General features: G+C 70.8%; 15 protein-coding genes. 8 read left to right on the top strand and 7 right to left on the bottom strand.

The genetic code is table 11. The annotated features are described in order from the left end of the window. Positions 1-100: 100 nt before the first annotated feature. On the bottom strand, positions 101-1,324 hold the full coding sequence (locus J2Y70_RS02610) for a DUF418 domain-containing protein (protein ID WP_309913260.1): 1,224 nt from the start codon (positions 1,322-1,324) through the stop codon (positions 101-103). Between the two features lie 220 nt (positions 1,325-1,544). Further along, entirely contained in the window at positions 1,545-2,024 is a 480-nt protein-coding gene (locus J2Y70_RS02605; RefSeq protein WP_263397829.1) for a peptidylprolyl isomerase, read from the bottom strand. A gap of 110 nt (positions 2,025-2,134) precedes the next feature. Between J2Y70_RS02605 and J2Y70_RS02600 the strand changes: the two genes are divergently transcribed. Then, on the top strand, positions 2,135-2,677 hold the full coding sequence (locus J2Y70_RS02600; RefSeq protein ID WP_309912890.1) for a C40 family peptidase: 543 nt from the start codon (positions 2,135-2,137) through the stop codon (positions 2,675-2,677). Between the two features lie 107 nt (positions 2,678-2,784). Continuing rightward, positions 2,785-3,609: a C40 family peptidase gene (locus J2Y70_RS02595; protein WP_263397827.1), complete on the top strand. Its 825-nt coding sequence runs from the start codon at positions 2,785-2,787 to the stop codon at positions 3,607-3,609. 120 nt (positions 3,610-3,729) lie between these two features. Here J2Y70_RS02595 and J2Y70_RS02590 read toward each other — a convergent pair whose 3' ends face one another. The 3 genes from J2Y70_RS02590 to J2Y70_RS02580 all read right to left on the bottom strand — a co-directional run bounded on the left by J2Y70_RS02590 (position 3,730) and on the right by J2Y70_RS02580 (position 6,567). Further along, positions 3,730-4,209 (bottom strand): acyl-CoA thioesterase, encoded by a 480-nt coding sequence (locus tag J2Y70_RS02590; RefSeq protein WP_309912887.1) that lies wholly within the window; start codon positions 4,207-4,209, stop codon positions 3,730-3,732. 173 nt (positions 4,210-4,382) lie between these two features. Continuing rightward, the gene (locus tag J2Y70_RS02585; protein ID WP_309912884.1) at positions 4,383-5,219 is read right to left on the bottom strand and encodes a class I SAM-dependent methyltransferase; all 837 of its coding nucleotides are present in this window, start codon (positions 5,217-5,219) and stop codon (positions 4,383-4,385) included. A 7-nt stretch (positions 5,220-5,226) separates the two neighbouring features. Further along, positions 5,227-6,567 (bottom strand): dicarboxylate/amino acid:cation symporter, encoded by a 1,341-nt coding sequence (locus J2Y70_RS02580; protein WP_263397825.1) that lies wholly within the window; start codon positions 6,565-6,567, stop codon positions 5,227-5,229. A gap of 151 nt (positions 6,568-6,718) precedes the next feature. Between J2Y70_RS02580 and J2Y70_RS02575 the strand changes: the two genes are divergently transcribed. The 5 genes from J2Y70_RS02575 to J2Y70_RS02555 all read left to right on the top strand — a co-directional run bounded on the left by J2Y70_RS02575 (position 6,719) and on the right by J2Y70_RS02555 (position 12,075). Further along, complete coding sequence (locus J2Y70_RS02575) at positions 6,719-8,422, top strand: alkaline phosphatase (RefSeq protein ID WP_263397824.1); 1,704 nt, start codon at positions 6,719-6,721, stop codon at positions 8,420-8,422. After that, a complete protein-coding gene (locus tag J2Y70_RS02570; RefSeq protein WP_309912880.1) occupies positions 8,419-8,982 on the top strand; it encodes a WG repeat-containing protein in 564 nt (187 codons plus the stop codon). Before J2Y70_RS02575 ends, J2Y70_RS02570 begins: the two co-directional genes overlap by 4 nt. A gap of 616 nt (positions 8,983-9,598) precedes the next feature. Beyond that, positions 9,599-10,909, top strand: coding sequence for a tRNA lysidine(34) synthetase TilS (gene tilS / locus J2Y70_RS02565; protein WP_309912875.1), 1,311 nt, complete (start codon positions 9,599-9,601; stop codon positions 10,907-10,909). A 31-nt stretch (positions 10,910-10,940) separates the two neighbouring features. Further along, positions 10,941-11,204: an exodeoxyribonuclease VII small subunit gene (locus tag J2Y70_RS02560; RefSeq protein ID WP_263397821.1), complete on the top strand. Its 264-nt coding sequence runs from the start codon at positions 10,941-10,943 to the stop codon at positions 11,202-11,204. Beyond that, positions 11,194-12,075 carry a farnesyl diphosphate synthase gene (locus tag J2Y70_RS02555; protein ID WP_309912870.1) on the top strand — a complete coding sequence of 294 codons (882 nt, stop codon included), beginning with the start codon at positions 11,194-11,196 and terminating at the stop codon, positions 12,073-12,075. Before J2Y70_RS02560 ends, J2Y70_RS02555 begins: the two co-directional genes overlap by 11 nt. Before the next feature lie 131 nt (positions 12,076-12,206). Here J2Y70_RS02555 and J2Y70_RS02550 read toward each other — a convergent pair whose 3' ends face one another. Continuing rightward, positions 12,207-13,760 (bottom strand): beta-xylosidase, encoded by a 1,554-nt coding sequence (locus J2Y70_RS02550; RefSeq protein WP_309912867.1) that lies wholly within the window; start codon positions 13,758-13,760, stop codon positions 12,207-12,209. A 287-nt stretch (positions 13,761-14,047) separates the two neighbouring features. Between J2Y70_RS02550 and J2Y70_RS02545 the strand changes: the two genes are divergently transcribed. Next, positions 14,048-15,139, top strand: a complete 1,092-nt coding sequence (locus tag J2Y70_RS02545) for a M35 family metallo-endopeptidase (RefSeq protein ID WP_309912864.1) — start codon at positions 14,048-14,050, stop codon at positions 15,137-15,139. 142 nt (positions 15,140-15,281) lie between these two features. On the opposite strand, the gene J2Y70_RS02540 is transcribed toward J2Y70_RS02545, so the two are convergent. Then, the gene (locus J2Y70_RS02540) at positions 15,282-16,421 is read right to left on the bottom strand and encodes a DUF1501 domain-containing protein (RefSeq protein WP_309912861.1); all 1,140 of its coding nucleotides are present in this window, start codon (positions 16,419-16,421) and stop codon (positions 15,282-15,284) included. Positions 16,422-16,433: the final 12 nt, after the last annotated feature.

Below are 16,433 nucleotides of genomic sequence, written 5' to 3'. Positions count from 1 at the left end.
TCGCAGGCCATCGCGGGCGATCGGCCGCCGCCCCGCCAGCGCCCGCACCGCTACCGGCGCTGCGCAGCGCGTCGTGGCAAACCGCGTTCATTGCGCTGCTTCAGAGTGCATCGCGACGCCGCAGCGGCTGCCAGCGCAGGTAGCTCGCCGAGCGCCACAGCCATTCCACCGGACCGAAGCGGAAGTGCCGCAGCCACAGCTGCGACAGCGCCACCTGCAGCGCGAACAGCGCGAACGCGAACGGGATCTGCCAGAGCCGCGGCAGGCGCTCGAAATAGTCCAGGCCGTAGCCGTAGAACAGCGTGGTGCACAGCAGCGACTGCAGCAGGTAGTTGCTCAGCGCCATGCGCCCGGCCGGCGCCAGCCAGCGCAGCGCCGGGGTGAAACGCACGATCCAGGCCGCGTAGCCCAGCGCCATCATGCCGCTGGCCACCGTGGCCAGCGCGAACGCGCTGGCCAGGCGCAGATCCAGGCGCGCCGGATCCATCCACGGCTCCAGCCGGAAGCTCAGCAGCATCAGCGCCAGGCCCAGCGGCAGCACGCCCCAGCGCAGCGCCGCCAGCAACCGCGGACGCCGCTGCGGCTGCAGCGCCAGGCCGCTGCGCACGCACCACGCGCCGAGCAGGAACATGCCGAAGATGGTCGGCGCGTTGAACACCAGCACGCCGAGCGTCTCGACCAGGTCGCGCAGGCGCTGCGCGGTGGCTGCGGCGTAGCTGCCATGGCCGAACACCTGGCGCTGCTCGGCCAGTGCCGCCGCCGCGCGTTGCGCCTGCTCGGCCATGCCCTGCCGCCATTGCACGGCGGCGTGCGGATCGGCCTGCGCCGCCGAGCCCACCGCGCCGGTCAACAGCGACAGCAGCGGCGAACACAGGTACACCGCCAGCGCCATCCACGGCAGCCAGCGCATCGGCGCCTCGCGGAAGGCAAGCAGCATGAACGCCAGCAACGCATAGCTGACCAGGATGTCGCCAGACCACAGCAACACCGCATGCAGCGCGCCGATCAGCAGCAGCACCGCGCTGCGGCGCACGAAGAAGCCGCCGAATTCGCGCCGCGCCGCGTCGGCGCGCTGCGCCATCACCGCAAAGCCCATGCCGAACAGCAACGCGAACAAGGTGTAGAACTTGCCCTGCACCAGCAGGTAGACCGCCGCGTCGGCGATGCGGTCGGCGCCGCGCAACGAAGGATCCAGGCCGGTCAGCGCTTCGTCGAGCGGACCGACGAAGCCCTCGATGTTCATCAGCAGGATGCCGAGCAACGCGAAGCCGCGCAGCACGTCCAGCGTGGCGATGCGCTCGGCGGGCGCGACGGGCTGCAGCACGGGAGCGGAGGAGGCCAAGGCGGGCACCGGACGAAGGACCGGCGATTATCCATCGCCGCGGCGCGCATGCGCCGAGGCGCACTGCGCGAAGGACAGGGGCGGGCGCGAACGGCGACCGCCGCGGCGCCGCCCGGCGACGCCGATCAGGCAGCGGTCGCGACGCAGCGCGCCGCCGCGCGGCAGGCACGGCTCCCGAGGACGGGAGCCGCGCCGCGCTCACTCAATGGTGGTGGCCGCCATCGCCGTGCACGTGGCCGTGCTCGATTTCTTCGGCGCTGGCCTCGCGCACGTCGATGATCTCCACGTCGAAATGCAGGTCCTTGCCGGCCATCGGGTGGTTGAGGTCGACGTCGACCACGCTCATGCCGACCTTCTGCACGGTCACCGCGCGCGGGCCGAAGTTGGTCTGCAACACCACCTGGCTGCCCGGCTGCAGCTTGGTCGCACCGAAATGCTTCTTCGGCACCCGCTGGGTCAGGCCTTCGCGGTATTCACCGTAGGCATCGGTGGCGGCCACGTCGACGCCGAAGCTCGCACCGGCTTCCTTGTCCAGCATCGCGTTCTCCAGGCCCGGGATGATGTTGCCGTGGCCGACCAGGATCACCAGCGGATCGCGGTCCTTGGAGGTTTCGATCGGCGCCTGGCCGGCTTCCGAGACGGTGTAGTGGAAACGGACGACGCGGTCTTTTTCGATCTTCATGTGCAACTCTGCGCTGTGGCTGCCGAAGGCAGACGGTGTGGACGGCTTGTCGGCCGCCGGGAGCGCCGCCATGATGGCGGCCATCTGAGGTCGCGCATTATCCGGGCTCCATGCACAACAAGCCAGTTTCACCCGCCGCGCGCCGCCGTCTTGCGTCCTGGACCGCCCTGCTGTGCATCACCGTGCTGGCCGCCTGCGGCCGCCAGGAGGTGCGTCCGTCGCGGCCGCCGCCGGCGGCGATGCGTAACTGGCCGCAGGTGGTGCCGGCCGATCCGGCCGCGGCCAACGCGGTGCTGATGCGCGCGCTGGGCCTGGTCGGCACGCCCTACCGTTACGGCGGCAACACCCCCGAATCCGGTTTCGACTGCAGCGGCCTGGTCGCCTACGTCTATCGCGACACGCTCGACCTGCAACTGCCGCGGACCTCGCGCGAGCTGGCCGCGGTGCAGGGTCCGCGGATCGATCCGCAGCGCCTGAGCACCGGCGACCTGGTGTTCTTCGGCAGCGCCGGCAGCGTCAGCCATGTCGGCATCTATGTCGGCGAGGGCCGCTTCGTGCATGCCCCGAGCAGCGGCGGAACGGTGCGCCTGGACTTCCTGGATGGAGCCTACTGGCGCGACCACTACACCGGCGCCAAGCGGGTCCTGCACTGAATTGTGGTTGCGCTCACATTCATAATTACGAAATATTAACGCTATTTGAACTTCGTCTTGCCGTCTACAGGGCATGATCGCCCATCGTTTGAATTTGTGATCAACGCGTGACGACTGAAGCCAAGACCTCTCCAGGCAAGACCACCGTCCCCCGCCGGGCCGCCTTCCGCCTCATCTGCACCGCCTCGCTCTGCCTGTCGGCCGTTCCGGCCCTGGCCCAGTCGGCTCCCGCCGACATCGTGATTCCCGAAGCCATCGCTGCCGCCGCGCCGGCGCAAGCGACCACCAGCACCATCAGCACCAATCCCAACGCCGCACAGCCCGCGACCGCCAAGCCGGTCGCCGCCTCCGCCCAGGCGCAGGCCCCGGCCCGCAGCAAGGCCGATGCCGCCGCGACCGCCACCCTGGCCGCCCTGCTCCCGCATCTGGCCGCCAACGACACCATTCCGTTGATGGACCGCTCGGCGATGTTCGCTGGCGACATCAGCCGCCTGCTGGCCAACTACGACGTGTCCCAGGCGCCGCTGCGCGAAGGCGTGGTGCCGGGCGGCGACAAGGTCCAGTCGGTGCTCAAGCGCGCCATGGCGCTGCTCGGCACGCCCTACCGCTGGGGCGGCGAGGACACCGAAGGCTTCGATTGCAGCGGCCTGGTCGGCTACGTGTTCCGCACCGCGCTGGGTATCGAGCTGCCGCGCGTGTCGCGCGAGATGGCGCGCGAGGCCAACGCCGAGCTGATCAAGGACCGCGCCGCGCTGGCGCCGGGCGACCTGGTGTTCTTCGGCCGCAAGGGCCGGGTCGACCATGTCGGCCTGTACGTCGGCGAAGGCCGCTTCCTGCACGCGCCGAGCCGCGGCAAGGACGTGCGCGTGGACACGCTGGCGACCGGCTACTGGAGCGCCAAGTTCCTGCAGGCGCGGCGCGTGGCGATGTAAGCACGCCGCGGGCACACGCCAGGCAAGCGAAAGGCCGCTGGGGACAGCGGCCTTTTTCGTTGCGGCGTGCCGGCCCGCGTCCGCGGTCGTGCCGGTGGGCCGTCCGCGGCCAGTGCCAGCTCAGGCCTGGTAGTGCGAGATGGTGTCCTCGATCCCCTTGCTCAGTTCCATCACCTTCAGCGCGTACTCGGCCAGGCGGTGGTCCTCCGGCGTGTCCGGCTGCCACGACGGCACCGGCGTCGGCTTGCCTTCCACCCCGTCCAGGGCCACGAACACGATGATGCAATGGGTGCACAGCCGCGAGTCGCCGCCCATCGGGTCGCGCGCGCGCACGTCGATCGCGAAATGCATGCTGGTGCTGCCGGTATAGACCAGCTTGGCGCTGACCGTGACCATGTCGCTGATCCGGATCGGCGAGACGAAGCGGATCCCGCCCACCGCCACGGTCACGCTGTAGCGCCCGCTCCAGCCCACCGCCGCGGCGTAGCCGACCTGGTCGATCCACTTCATCACCACGCCGCCGTGGACCTTGCCGCCGTAGTTGACGTCGATCGGCTCGGCCAGGAAGCGGAAGGTCAGTTCGCGTTGCGTGCCGCTCATCGGGGCTCCAGGGAGAGAAAGAAGCTGAAGTCTGCCACGTACCGGCGCTGCAGGCGCCGCAGCGCCGCAACGCACGGATCGGCGGTTCAGGGCCAGCGACGGCGCCGCGCAGGAGCAGTCAGTGGCGAGCGCCCTCGCCTCGCCGGGCAGCCCCGCCGCGCGATCGCGACGGCCTAGGCAGCCGCCAGTCCCGGGTTGTCGCGCTTGCGGATGCACAGCCACGGAAAGTGCGGCTGCGGCCGACGCAGCGCGCGCAGGCAACGGGCGCGCAGGCTGCGCGGATCGAACAACATGCGCAGCGCGATGCCGTCGAGCGCGGCCCAGGTGTGCTGGTGGTACTGGCTGGCCAGCTCCGCACAGCCCAAGCCGCTGAAGTAGCGCAGGCTGCGCGCGGCACTGGCCTGGGCCAGCGCGGCGTCGGCATAGAACGGACTGTCGATCACGTGCAGTTCGCCATCGTGCTGCAGCAGGCCGAGCAGGCGCACGATCAGCGCGCGCGGGTCGGCGAAATACTGGATGCAGGCCGGCAGCACGACCACATCGAAGCGCTGCGGCGGCAGCGGCAGCGTATGGATGTCGCCGGCGACGAAGCTCAGGCGCGGACTGGCCGCGAACACGCGCGCGGCCTGCGCCAGTTCGGTGCGATTGACGTCGACGCCGCAGACCTCGCGCTGCAAGCCGTCGGCCAGCCGCTGCGACAGCCAGCCGTTGCCGCAGCCCAGTTCGAGCAGCGGCCCGCCGCCGCCGCGCGCCTGCAGGTGGCGCAGCAGGCGCCGGCACGACTCGGCGCGCACCCGCCACTCGTGGCTCGCGGCCAGCGCCCCGCCGGGATGCGGCAGCGTGCGTACCTGCGCGTCGCTGTAGACGCGGCCTTCCTGCTGCCGGACCGCGAGGTACTGGCGCTCGAACGGATCGGCGGCGAGCGCCTGCTGCACCAGCACGCCATCGATCGGCGTCAGCCCGGGAAGCTGTTGCAGCTGTTCGCGCAAGCTGGTCGCGGACGTGCTCACCGGAACATCAACGCATCTGGCCGGATCCGTCGGCAGGCGGATCTTCCAGGCCGACGTTGCTCGACGCCGCCTCGTACACGCTACGGTCGAGCAGGCCGGTCTCCTTGGCTACCAGCACCGGCACCAGCATCTGCCCGGTGACGTTGGTCATGGTGCGCATCATGTCCAGGATGCGGTCGATCGCGTACAGGTAGCCGATCACTTCCAGCGGCAGGTTGGCCGCGCTCAGCACCACCGTGGCCATCACCACCGCGGTGCCGGGCACGCCGGCGGTGCCGAAACTGCCCAGCACCGAGGCGATCAGCACCACGAAATACTGGTTGCCGGTCAGCGGCACCCCGGTGTACTGGGCGATGAACACCGCGCACAGCGCCGGGAAGATCGCGCCGCAGCCGTCCATCTTGATGCTGGCGCCCAGCGGCACCGCGAACGCGGCGTAGTCCTTGTTGACGCCCAGGTTGTGGGTGATCGAGCGCATCGCCACCGGCATCGCGGCGAAGCTGGAGGAACTGACGAAGGCCACCTGCATGCCCGGCGCGGCGCCGCGGAAGAACTTCCACGGGTTCAGCCCGTGCGCCAGCAGCAGGCCGCCGTACACCACCACAATGTGGATCGCGCAGGCCAGGTACAGCGCCAGCACGAAGTTGCCGAACGGCAGCAGTTTCTCGAAGCCGTAGGTACCGACCAGGCCGGCGATCAGGCCGAAGGTGCCGAGCGGGGTCATCTCCAGCACGAAGCGGGTGACCTGGATCATGATGTCGCTCATCTGCGCGGTCAGCTGCCGCGCCTGCGCCACGCGCTCGCCGAGCTTGACCATCGCAAAGCCGAGCAGCGCGGCGAAGAAGATCACCGGCAGGATCGAGCCGCGTCCGGCGGCCAGCACCGTCTCGCCAGCGGCATTGGTTTTGGTGCCGATGCCGGTCAGCGCGTAGAACGGGTTGGACGGCACCACGTCCAGCAGCACCTGGATCGGGCTGGGCACGTCGCGCGGCTTCCATGCGCTGTCCACGCTCAGGCCGAAGTGGCCGGCGCCGGGCTGCAGCAACGTGCCCACTGCCAGACCGACGCCGACCGCCAGCGCCGCGGTGAGCACGAACCACAGGAAGGTGCGCCCACCCAGCTTGGCCACCGACTGCTGGCCGTGCAGCGAGGAGATCGCATTGATCACCGCAAAGAACACCAGCGGCACCGCGATCATCTTGATCAGGGTCACGTACAGGTCGCCCAGCGGCCCGAACCAGGTCTCCGCGGCCGGCCCCATCGCCCAGCCGGCCAGCGCACCGAGCACGAAGCCGGCCACCACACGCTGCCAGAACGGAATGCGCAACCAGGCGGTCACCAGTTTCATCGAGACTGTCCACAAAAAATCCAAGATCCCGCACCATAGCGCAAGGCGACGCGGGCGACGACGCCATGGCTGGAAAGGCGCGATGTCATCGGCGTGCCTTGTCGCAGCCGGCATAATGCGTGGGACTTCGTGCCCAGGGCCCGCTTTTCGTATGCGCTACCTCGTTCCCGCCTTCGCCGCCGCCTCCACCCTGCTGCTGGCGGCCTGCGCCAGCGCGCCGCGCGCTCCCTCCGCTGCCGCCATCGCCCCGATCCAGGTGCCCGCCGTCGCCCATCCCAGTGGCGAGACCCCGGACTGGTGGTACCGCAGCGGCGCGGCCAAGGCTGCCAACAACGGCGCGATGCGCGGCAAGGCCAAGAACGTGATCCTGTTCCTCGGCGACGGCATGAGCCTGACCACGGTCGCCGCCGCGCGCATCCTCGACGGCCAGCGCAAGGGCGCCTCCGGCGAGGAGAACCAGTTGTCGTGGGAAGCGTTCCCGGCCACCGCGCTGAGCAAGACCTACAACACCGATTCGCAGACCCCGGACTCGGCCGGCACCATGACCTCGATCACCACCGGGGTGAAGACCCACATGGGCGCGATCGGCGTGTCCGCCGGCAAGCGCGACGCCTGCGCCGACAGCCTCGGCAAGCAGTTGCTGACCTGGCTGGAACTGGCCGACAGCGCCGGCCTGAACACCGGCATCGTCACCACCACCCGACTGACCCACGCCACGCCCGCCGCGACCTACACGCACGTGCCCGAACGCAACTGGGAAAGCGATACCGACCTGCCGGAGAAAGCGGTGGCCGAAGGCTGCCGCGACATCGCCCAGCAGATGATGGGCGCGCGCTTCGGCCGCGGCCCGCAGGTGATGCTGGCCGGCGGCCGCAGCCAGTTCACCACCGTCGAGCAGCGCGACCCGGAATACGACGACAAGGTCGGCCTGCGCCTGGACGGCCGCGACCTGGTCGGCGAATGGCGCCAGCGCCACCCGCAGGGCGCCTACGCCTGGAACCGCGGCCAGCTGGAAGCGGCGCAGAACGCGCCGGCGCTGCTCGGCCTGTTCGAGCCGGACCACATGCAGTTCGACCACGACCGCGACCAGGGCGCCGGCGGCGACCCGAGCCTGGCCGAGATGACCCGCGCCGCGATCCGCACCCTGTCGCGCGGCAACGACGGCTACGTGCTGATGGTCGAAGGCGGCCGCATCGACCACGCCCACCACGCCGGCAATGCCTACCGCGCGCTGGACGAGACCATCGCCCTGTCGCAGGCGGTGCAGGCCGCGGTGGACGCGACCTCGGCCGAGGACACGCTGATCGTGGTCACCGCCGACCACTCGCACACGCTGAACTTCGTCGGCTACCCGCAGCGCGGCAACCCGATCCTGGGCAAGGTGCGCGGCACCAGCGGCGAAGACGCCAACACCGGCGAACTGGCGCTGGACGGCAACGGCCAGCCGTACGCCACGCTCAGCTACGCCAACGGCCCCGGCCACACCGGCGCCAGCAACCAGCAGCCGGCCGGGATCAAGCAGTTCCCGCATGCGCCGAGCAGCTTCGAGCCGGCCAAGGGCCGCCCCGACCTGACCCATGTCGACACCGAGCAGCCGGATTTCATGCAGGAAGCGCTGGTGCCGACCAAGTCCGAGACCCATGGCGGCGACGACGTCGGCATCTGGGCGCGCGGGCCCGGCAGCGACGCGTTCCGCGGCAGCCTGGAAGAGAACGTGATCTACCACGTGATCGTGCAGGCCACGCCGAAGCTGCGCAGCCGCCTGTGCCAGGCCGGCACCTGCAACGGCGATGGCGTGCCGGTGCAGCTGCCGAAGCCGGCCGCGTTCATGGCCGACGCCGCAACCGCGAAATGACGGCGATACGGCCGCAGCGCACGGTCGTCGGGCGCGGCGCAGCCTGGCTGCTCGCGCTGGCGGCGATCGCCGCGGCGCCGTCCGCCTGGGCGCAGGCCGACGCCGCCTGCCGGCTGGCCGATCCGAACGCCGACAGGGACGTCGTGCCCGGCTGCAGCGTCGGCGCCGACGGGCGCCTGGCGCTGTCGCCACAGGCACTGCGGGGCCTGCAGTTCGATGCCGACGGCCTGTCCGTGCTGACCGTGAACGACCAGTTCTATTACGTGCGCGCCGACGGCAGCAGCCTGCCGGTGATCCTCTGGGACAACGGGCCGGACTATTTCGTCGAAGGCCTGACCCGCGGCATCTTCCATGGCCGCATCGGCTTCTACGACCAGCAGTTGCGCGAAGTGATCGCGCCGGTCCACGACTTCGCCTGGCCGTTCGAGAACGGCGTGGCGCAGGTCTGCGACGGCTGCCATCGCGGCACGCCCGGGCTCGACGGGCACACCCCGATGCTCGGCGGGCGCTGGTACTTCATCGACCGCGGCAACCGCGAAGTGCCCGAACCGGCGCGCTGAGCGACGCGGCGGCATGCGCAGGCTGTGCGCTGTCGCGTCAGCGCATAGCCACGCGTGCGGCGTGGGCGGCAACGGATCTTCGGCGCGCACAGCCGCTTGCTTCCATCCCACTCCTGAACCTGTGGGCCTGCTCGCCGCGGTTCGGTGCGTTGCGCAATGACCGATGGTCGAGATGCGACACGCACGGCGCGGCGATGGATCTTCGGCATGCATAGCCGCTTGCTTCCATCCCACTCCTGAACCTGTGGACCTGCTCGCCGCGGTTCGGTGCGTTGCGCAATGACCGGCGGTCGAGATGCGACACGCACGCAGCGCGGCGATGGATCTTCTACGCACGCGCACCCACGCACCGCCGTGCTCCGCTCCACGCCGTACTCTGGCGGGCCTATGCCAGGTCGCGCGCGCATTGCCGCACCGCCAGATGGGCGACGCGCCCCGCGCGACACGTCGTGCACGGCACAGACACAGCGCGTGGCCCCCGCACGCGATCCGCATGCAGGTCGCGTCGTACCGCACGCGCCGCGGCGCACCCGGCATGCTCCCAATCGCGCCGACCGGCGCCAGCCTCTAAAGTGACGCGATGACCGCCCGTTCCCACAGCGCACCGCCCTGCCCCGTGAGCGCCGCCCTGCCCGATCCGGCGCCGGCGGCGGTGCTGGTGGGTGTCAGCGGCGGGCTGGATTCGAGCGTGCTGCTGCATGCGCTGGCGCAGCAGCCGCACTACCGCCGCGCCGGGCTGCGCGCGGTGCACGTGCACCACGGCCTGCACGCCGACGCCGATGCCTGGGCCGCGCAATGCGCCGCGGTCTGCGCGGCGCTGGCGATCCCGCTGCAGGTGCTGCGCGTACAGGTGCCGCGCGACAGCGGCCACGGCCTGGAAGCGGCGGCGCGGCAGGCGCGGCGCGCGGCCTTCGCCCAGGCGCTGGCCGCCGGCGAGTGGCTGGCGTTGGCGCAGCACCGCGACGACCAGGCCGAGACCTTCCTGTTGCGTGCGCTGCGTGCCTCCGGCCCGGACGGGCTGGCGGCGATGCAGAGCCTGCGCAGTTTCGCCCACGGCATGCTGTGGCGGCCGCTGCTGGCGCTGCCGCGCAGCGATCTGCATGCGTATGCGCAGCGGCATGCGCTGCGCTGGATCGACGACCCGAGCAACGCCGATCCGGGCTTCGACCGCAATTTCCTGCGCCTGCACGTGCTGCCGCTGCTGCGCCAGCGGTGGCCGCATGCCGATGCCGCGCTGGCGCGCAGCGCGCAGCTGTGCGGCGAGGCAGGCGCCCTGCTGGACGACGGCGACCAGGCCGCGCTGGAGGCGCTGCGCGACGACCCTGCGGCGCCGTTGCCGCTGCCCGGTCTGCGCGCGCTGCCGGCGCCGCGCCGCGCGCGCGTGCTGCGCCGCTGGATCGCGCAGGCGGGCCTGCCGCCGCTGCCGGCCGCCGGCCTGGCGGCGGTCGAACGCAGCCTGCTGCACGCACGTGCCGACGCGTCCGCGCAGTTCGCCTGGCACGGCGCGACGCTGCGCAGCTGGCGCGACGCGCTGTACGCAGAACGCGATCCGCTGCCGCTGCCCGCCGACTGGCAGGCGCAGTGGGACGGCCACGCGCCGCTGGCGCTGCCCGACGGCCGCCGCCTGCGCCTGTGCGGCGCCGCGCCGCTGGGCTTCGATGCCCCGCTTTTGGTGCGTCTGCGCCAGGGCGGCGAACGCATCGTGCTGCCCGGCCGCAGCCACTCGCAGGCGCTCAAGCACCTGCTGCAGGAACACGCGGTCCCGCCCTGGCAGCGCGCGCGCCTGCCCTTGCTGTTCGAGGGCGATCGGCTGCTGGCGGCCGGCACCGACCTCGTCGCCGCACCGCTGCACGCCTGGCTGCAGGCGCGGCGTGCGCGGCTGCTGCTCGGCGCCGCCGCGACGCCATCGTCACCTGCCTCGCATTGACCCTGCCGCCGACGCCGCGCACACTTCCGCGATGCCCAAGAAGTCCCTAGACGATGCCTCCCCGGTCGCCCGCTTCGAGCAATCGCTCGAGGAGCTGGAAGTGCTGGTGGAGAAGATGGAAACCGGCGACCTGAGCCTGGAACAGTCGCTGAGCGCCTACGAGCGCGGCGTCGGCCTGTATCGGCAGTGCCAACAGGCGCTGGAACAGGCCGAACTGCGCGTGCGCCTGCTCAGCGACCCGGAGCAGCCGGACGCCGCCGAGCCGTTCGATCCCGCCCCGCTCCATGGCGGCTGATGCCGCCTTCGCGCGCTGGCGCCAGCGCGTGGAAGCCGGCCTGGATGCGCACCTGCCCGCCGCCACGGCCGCGCCGCAGCGCCTGCACGCAGCCATGCGTCACGCCACCCTCGGCGGCGGCAAACGCATGCGCCCGCTGCTGGTCTACGCCAGCGGCGCGTTGTTCGAGGCCGATGCAGCGCAGCTCGATGCGCCGGCGCTGGCGGTGGAACTGATCCACGCCTACTCGCTGGTCCACGACGACCTGCCGGCGATGGACGACGACGCCCTGCGCCGCGGCCGCCCGACCGTGCACATCGCCTTCGACGAAGCCACCGCGATCCTGGCCGGCGATGCGCTGCAGAGCCTGGCCTTCTCGCTGTTGGCCGGCGCCGACGCTGCCGATGCGGCATTGCGCGTGCGCTGGCTGCAGACCCTGGCCGAGGCCGCGGGCGCGGCCGGCATGTGCGGCGGCCAGGCGCTGGACATCGACGCCACCGGCGCGGTGCAGCCGCTGGCCGCGCTGGAGCGCATGCATGCGCTGAAGACCGGCGCGCTGATCCGCGCCAGCGTGCGCCTGGGCGCGCTCGGCGGCGGCGCCGACGACGGCGCGCTCGCGCGGCTGGACGCCTTCGCCACGGCGCTGGGCCTGGCGTTCCAGGTGCGCGACGACATTCTCGATGTCGAGGCCAGTTCCGAACAGCTCGGCAAGACCGCCGGCAAGGATGCGGCGCAGGCCAAGTCCACGTATCCGGCGCTGCTCGGCATGGACGGCGCCAAGGCCAAGCTGGCCGAACTGGCGGCAACGATGCGCGACAGCCTGCACGGCCACGGCCCCCGCGCCGACGCGCTGGCGGCGCTGGCACGGCTGGCGGTGGACCGCTCGCACTGACCGAATCGGGCGAGGCCCCCTCCCCTGTAGGAGCGGCTTCAGCCGCGACAGGCGTTACCGACAATGCCTGTCGCGGCTGAAGCCGCTCCTACAAAAGCGGGCATACCTGCGAACAGTGCAGAGCGATACCGCTAATGCGGACTCAACTCCACCAGCACCACATCGTTGGCGCGCATCGCAACCTTCACCTGCGCATTGCCGTCCTTGCCCACGCGCACGCGGCGCAGCTCTGGCGTATCGGCGGTCATGCCCTGCAGCTTGCGCAGTTGCTCGGCGCTCAACGCCTTCGGCGATCCCATGCGCAGATACGCGCTGTACGCATCGTTGGCATCGAAACCGGTGCGGCGGATCGCCAACGCATAATCGCCCGGCGCCAGTCCGCGCAATTGCAGGCGCAGCGGTGCGGTCGCGGCCGCCGGCAGCACCTGGGTGAAGTACGGGCGGTTGCTCTTGTCCTGCTGCGGGGTGACGAAGTCCCAGGCCAGCACTTTCAGCACGCCGCCGTCGTAGGTGGCGTAGCTCTGCGCATCCGTCGTGCGCAGCTGCCGCTCGCCCAGCGCGTTGAGGTACTTGTAGGCGAAGTACGCCGGCTTGCGGATGCCCTGCGGATTGAGCAGGCCGAAGCCGCCCTGGAACGGCGCGGTCGGCGGGCCCGGCTCCTCGAACAGGTCGCTGTAGGTCCAGTAGCTCATGCCCTGCACCAGCCCTTCGGTCGCCTTGAGCTTGCTCAGGATGTAGGCCGCGCTGAGGTAGGCGTCGTGCACCGGATCGCGCGGCGTGTAACTGCTGCTCCACTCGGTGAAGTACAGCGGCAAGCCCGGCATTGCCGAGGCCTGGATCTGCTCGCGCACGCGGCGCACGTCGCCGACCACCGCATCGGGCGATGGCGACAGCTTGGTGTCGCTCTCGCCCTTTTCGTCCAGGAAGCCGCCGTCCACGCCGTAGGTATGGGTGGTGATGAAATCCAGCGGCGTGCCGGCGGCATGCGCATGGGCGATGAATTCCGGCACCCAGGCCGCACCGGCCGTCGACGGCCCACCGACCTTGAGCTGCGGGTCGATGCGCTTGATCGTCTTCGCCGTGGCGGCATACAGCGCGAAGTACGCCGGCTGGTCGGCGTTCTCCCAGAAACCGGCCAGATTCGGCTCGTTCCAGACCTCGAAATACCAGCGCCGCACTTCCTCTTCGCCGTAGCGTTCGCGCGCATGGCGCACGAAGGCATCGACCAGCGCGCTCCACTTGTCCAGCTGCGGATGCGAGGTGTTGCCCTTCCAGTAGAAGACCCGCTGGTCGGAACGCTTCATCGCCTCCGGGGTGAAGCCCAGTTCGACGAAGGGACGGATGCCCATGCCGAGCATGCGGTCGTAGAGCTGGTCGATCTTGCTCCAGTCGTAGACCGGGCGCCCGTCGACCTCGCGATAGGTGCCGAGCACGTCGTGGAAGATCGCGTGGAAGCGCAGGTAGCGGAAGCCCAGTTCGTCCCGGGCCGTGCGCAGCTGCGCCAGGCTGTCTTCGCGCAGCAGCGTGCCCGGATAGTCCGAGCCCACCGACAGATCGTAGAAGCGGTCGCGCGGCGCCGTCGGCCCCTGCACGTCGAGCGCGATCTCGCGGGCCGCGGGCTGCGCAGCGGCCATCGCGGCCAGCGCAGTCAGTGCAACCGCCACCACCAGGCACAGCAATCGCATGACGTTCCTTCTTCCAGGGCGCAAGCGACAGACTCTAGTGATCGGCATGCGAATCGGCAAACCGGCACCGCACGCGTCGCCGTGCGATGCGGCGCAGCACCCGCCGGATCCGCGGCGGCGGATCGATGCCGTCAGCGCATGCGCGAACGCGCATTGTGGGATTCGGCGCCCGCTTCGCTGGACGAAATCGCAGACAAACGCGCAAATGCCGCTTGCCCGCGGCATGCCGGGCTAGTTTGCATACGCCCTCGCATGGGCGCCCCCTTTTCCGAATGGAGAGAGCCTGCATGAAACGCGCATCCCTGATCTCGGCGGCAATCGGCTTCAGCCTGGTCGGCAGCATCTCGGCGGCCACCGCGCAATCGCAGCTGTCGCGCAACGCCACGCCGTTGCAGGTGGAACTGGCGCCGGTCGCCGACGCCGACGGCCAGCACCGCGGCCAGCTCGCGGTCACCGTGCGCAATACCGGCGAGCGCATCGCGCGCGTGCCCAGGTGGGAATTGCCGCTGGGCGAACTCGACGCCAGCCTGTTCGAGGTGGTGCGCGATGGCAGCGCGGTCGACTACGTCGGGCGCCTGGTCAAGCGCGCCGCACCGCGCGCGGAGGACTTCGTGATCCTGCAGCCGGGCGAAGCGCGGCATGCGCAGATCGACCTGGGCAGCGCCTACGACCTGTCGCGCAGCGGCAACTACAGCATCCACCTCAACGCCTCGCTGCAGTACGCCTCGTTCTCCGACGGCAACAAGATGCTGCGCGCCGACGGCCAGCCGCAGACGGTCTCCAGCGCGCCGCTGACGCTGTGGCTGGGCGGCCGCGGCCGCGCGACGCGCAACGACCTGATGGCCGGCCCGCAGGCGGTGGTCAACGGCATCAACTACGCCTCGTGCAGCAGCAGCCAGATCAGCACCATCGGCAGCGCGGTCAACTCGGCGCGCACCTATTCGCAGAACGCCAAGACCTATCTCAACGGCGGCAGCACCGGCGCGCGCTACACCTCCTGGTTCGGCGCCTACAACGCCAGCCGCTACAGCACCGCCACCTCCAACTTCGTCAACATCGACGCGGCGATCGACCAGAACAACGGCCAGGTCACCATCAACTGCGGCTGCAGCGACAGCGCCTATGCCTATGTCTATGCCAACCAGCCGTACCAGATCTACGTGTGCAACGCGTTCTGGAGCGCGCCGCTCACCGGCACCGACTCCAAGGCCGGCACGCTGATCCACGAAATGAGCCATTTCACCGTGGTCGCCGGCACCCAGGACTACGCCTACGGCCAGAGCGCGGCGCGCAACCTGGCCACCAGCAATCCGGCGCGCGCAGTGAAGAACGCCGACAGCCACGAGTATTTCGCAGAGAACACGCCGGCGCAGAACTGAGTCCGGGCAGCGTCACGACGCTCGCGCGAGCGGTGCCGGCAGGCGATGCCGGCACCGTTGCCGGGCGCAAGCGGCGCGGTGCCCATGTTCGCCGCGCATGCGGCAACGGATCTGACGCGCCAGCGTCCATCGCCACTACGCCTCAGCGCGACGCCACCAGCCCATCCATCGCCCGCACCGCCGCGCTGCCGGGAAACACCTGCGTGTCCAGCGCCGCTTCGGACACGCCCAGGTGCGCGCCCAGCAGATGCTTGAACAGGCCACGCAAGTCGGCCGTGGCGCGCAGATCGCGGCCTTCGTTCAACGCGCGCGGCGACAGCCCCGGCCAGTCGCCGGCAATGCGCCCGCCGCGCACCGCGCCGCCGGCCAGGAACGCGACGCCGCCAGTGCCGTGATCGGTGCCGCCGGTCCCGTTGACCGCCGCGGTGCGGCCGAACTCGGTCACCACCGCGACCACGCTGCGCTGCCAGCTCGCGCCGGCGCCGTCATGGAACGCGCGCAATCCGGCATCAAGCTCGCCCAGCTTGCGCTGCAGCACCGCGGCCTGGTTGCCGTGCGTGTCCCAGCCCGAATCCTCGACGAAGCCAAGGCGTGGGCCATCGGCCGTGGCCATGAAGCTGGCGGCGGCGCGCATCGCCTGCGGCAGCTGCCCGCCCTTGACGCTGTCCACCTGCATGCCCTGCCCGCGCACTGCGCGCGCGAAGCCGTCGGCCAACTGCGCGTCGGCGGCGTACAGCGGCTGCAACCGCTGCAGCAGGATCGGATTGACCGCGCTCGGCAGCGGCGGCGACCAGCTGCTGACCGCGCCAGGGCCGCGCATGATCAGCGGCGTCACCGCGCTCACCGACAGCGCCTCGGCCCCGTGCAGCGCCGCCGCACAGCGGTTGAGCCAGCCGCTGGAGGCGCCGCTGGGCCGCGCGGTGCCGTTCTCCAGGCAGTCCTGCGCTTCGAAATGCGAGCGTTCGCGATACGGCGGCGCCACCGCCACCACCGGCAGCCACTGCTTGCGCGCATACAGTTCATGGGCGAAGCCCAGTGCCGGATGCAACGCAAAGCTGCCGTCCAGGGCCAAGGTCTGCTGCGGCGCCAGCGCGCCGCGCAGCCGCGCGTAGTCGGCATCGCCCTGCGGCACCAGCGCATGCAGGCCGTCCAGCGCGCCGCGCAGCAACACCACCAGCAGCCGGGTGTCCGCGACCGGCGCGGCCGGGCCGGGACCGGACCACAGGCTCAACAACGTGGCCGCACCGCTGGCGGCGAGGAAACGGCGGCGTGTCAGCTGCATCGGACGTTCTCC

Origin of the sequence: Xanthomonas sp. 1678, assembly GCF_031455575.1 — a bacterium.
In the GTDB taxonomy this organism is placed as follows: Bacteria; Pseudomonadota; Gammaproteobacteria; order Xanthomonadales; family Xanthomonadaceae; genus Xanthomonas_A.
The sequence above is the reverse complement of the archived record's forward strand: the minus strand, read 5'-3'. Positions and strand labels throughout refer to the sequence as shown.

Bases quoted from the DNA above. Each gene is read 5' to 3' on its own strand.
- J2Y70_RS02605 (WP_263397829.1), bottom strand. From the start codon at position 2,024: ATGAAGATCGAAAAAGACCGCGTCGTCCGTTTCCACTACACCGTCTCG.
- J2Y70_RS02600 (WP_309912890.1), top strand. From the start codon at position 2,135: ATGCACAACAAGCCAGTTTCACCCGCCGCGCGCCGCCGTCTTGCGTCC.
- J2Y70_RS02590 (WP_309912887.1), bottom strand. From the start codon at position 4,209: ATGAGCGGCACGCAACGCGAACTGACCTTCCGCTTCCTGGCCGAGCCG.
- J2Y70_RS02580 (WP_263397825.1), bottom strand. From the start codon at position 6,567: ATGAAACTGGTGACCGCCTGGTTGCGCATTCCGTTCTGGCAGCGTGTG.
- J2Y70_RS02575 (WP_263397824.1), top strand. From the start codon at position 6,719: ATGCGCTACCTCGTTCCCGCCTTCGCCGCCGCCTCCACCCTGCTGCTG.
- J2Y70_RS02570 (WP_309912880.1), top strand. From the start codon at position 8,419: ATGACGGCGATACGGCCGCAGCGCACGGTCGTCGGGCGCGGCGCAGCC.
- J2Y70_RS02560 (WP_263397821.1), top strand. From the start codon at position 10,941: ATGCCCAAGAAGTCCCTAGACGATGCCTCCCCGGTCGCCCGCTTCGAG.
- J2Y70_RS02555 (WP_309912870.1), top strand. From the start codon at position 11,194: ATGGCGGCTGATGCCGCCTTCGCGCGCTGGCGCCAGCGCGTGGAAGCC.
- J2Y70_RS02550 (WP_309912867.1), bottom strand. From the start codon at position 13,760: ATGCGATTGCTGTGCCTGGTGGTGGCGGTTGCACTGACTGCGCTGGCC.
- J2Y70_RS02545 (WP_309912864.1), top strand. From the start codon at position 14,048: ATGAAACGCGCATCCCTGATCTCGGCGGCAATCGGCTTCAGCCTGGTC.
- J2Y70_RS02540 (WP_309912861.1), bottom strand. From the start codon at position 16,421: ATGCAGCTGACACGCCGCCGTTTCCTCGCCGCCAGCGGTGCGGCCACG.